Origin of the sequence: Hominisplanchenecus murintestinalis (assembly GCF_943193015.1) — a bacterium.
GTDB lineage: Bacteria > Bacillota > Clostridia > Lachnospirales > Lachnospiraceae > Hominisplanchenecus_A > Hominisplanchenecus_A murintestinalis.
Genome location: NZ_CALPCM010000116.1, coordinates 1 through 1,427, shown reverse-complemented (window position 1 = coordinate 1,427; position 1,427 = coordinate 1). Strand labels below are relative to the sequence as shown.

Below are 1,427 nucleotides of genomic sequence, written 5' to 3'. Positions count from 1 at the left end.
GCTATTTGCGCCCCATTTAACATACTAATGGCTGGTTGTTCAGGCTCCGTAACCAAACCGTCCAGGCTTACCGACGGCTCCTCCAGTTCCTGGATTCCCTGCTCTGCCTTAAGGCGGGCAATTTCATCCATTTTCCATTTCTCATCTTTGCTGTCACCATACAGCTCCTCAACAGCCGCCTCAATGCTCATAATCCCACCCTGTTTGCCTTTGCTGATTGTCTCCACCTGGCTTTCAAAGCTTGGGTTCGCATATTCCCCGAACGGAATGTTTACCCTCACCTCTTCCAGCGGCCTTTTAAACAGGATGTTATAAGCATTAACCGCTGCGCCTACCAGTTCCGGCAAGACATCCTGCAGGGCTTCAATAACTGCATTCCTGGTATAGAGCGTCGCTTTTTCCTTTTCCCTCTGCGCTTCCGCATTATCCAGCTTTTTGACGTCTATCCCAAGGGTTGATGGGCTGATTAATCCCTGCAGGCAGAGGTCAAGTGCTGTGACATAGCTTGCGAGATAGCTGTCGTGCGGGATAGAAGGCTGTTCTGTGCTGATAACTGCTTTCTGTCCTTCACGCATATCCCCGTCTGCTGAAAAATACCGGTTGTCAAATGCATTAGGCTTTATCAGTCTCCCACTTTCAGGATCATGCGGCACCAGGCAGTCGGGAATGTATGTTTTTGCCCGCCCTGCCCGCAGAGCATCCATCCATTGGCTCCACGCTTCATCAAATGCATCAAAGCTGTCAAGCTTCCCATCAAAAACAGAGCCGCCGCGCCCTTCATACTTTGTGCTCTCATAAACCTGTAGCGGAACGGCCAGCATCATTTTTTCATCGAATGTGTAGTCTGAGAGCCCTGCCGTCTGCGAAATTGTTTTTATGTCCACCATCTTTTCATTGTGGTACAGCTCATTTTTAATATAGCCATGTCCATAGTGTTCATTCAGGACATATTGGTTCCCGTGTTCTTTATAAGCCGTTTTGAAAATAACTTCTTTTACCCTGCCCCGCTGCCGTATAATTTCAATCTGCTCACCAGGATACCATTCTAGGATTGGATACTCACTGATTGTAGTATCTATTGCAACCTTAAACGCGCCATCCCCGATGTAAAGGACTTCTTTTAATGCCTTTTCCATCTTCTTCACAAATCTGTTTTCTTTTGCAATCACTTCCCAGAGCTGTTTCTGCTGCTCTTCCGCGAATTCAAAATCGTTCATATCTGACAGGACAATTGACGTAAGTATGCGTATAATCAACCCTGGGAGCCCCGTATGGATCTTTCGCATCTCCATCCCTGGGCTGCACCTGCTCGCCCAGAATTTATATTTATCCGCATATTCCGGAGCCTGCCGGTACATCTGCTCCAGTTCATTCCCATCCCCTCTGTACCAGATGCGGTTACGGATGGCGTTTGCTTCAAAATCCAG

Annotated in this window: 1 protein-coding gene; it reads right to left on the bottom strand. The window is 47.9% G+C overall.

Features of this window, described 5'->3' with window-relative positions:
* A partial coding sequence (locus tag NFR99_RS15225) for a capsid protein (protein WP_251354079.1) occupies positions 1 to 1,427 on the bottom strand: 1,427 nt, incomplete at both ends.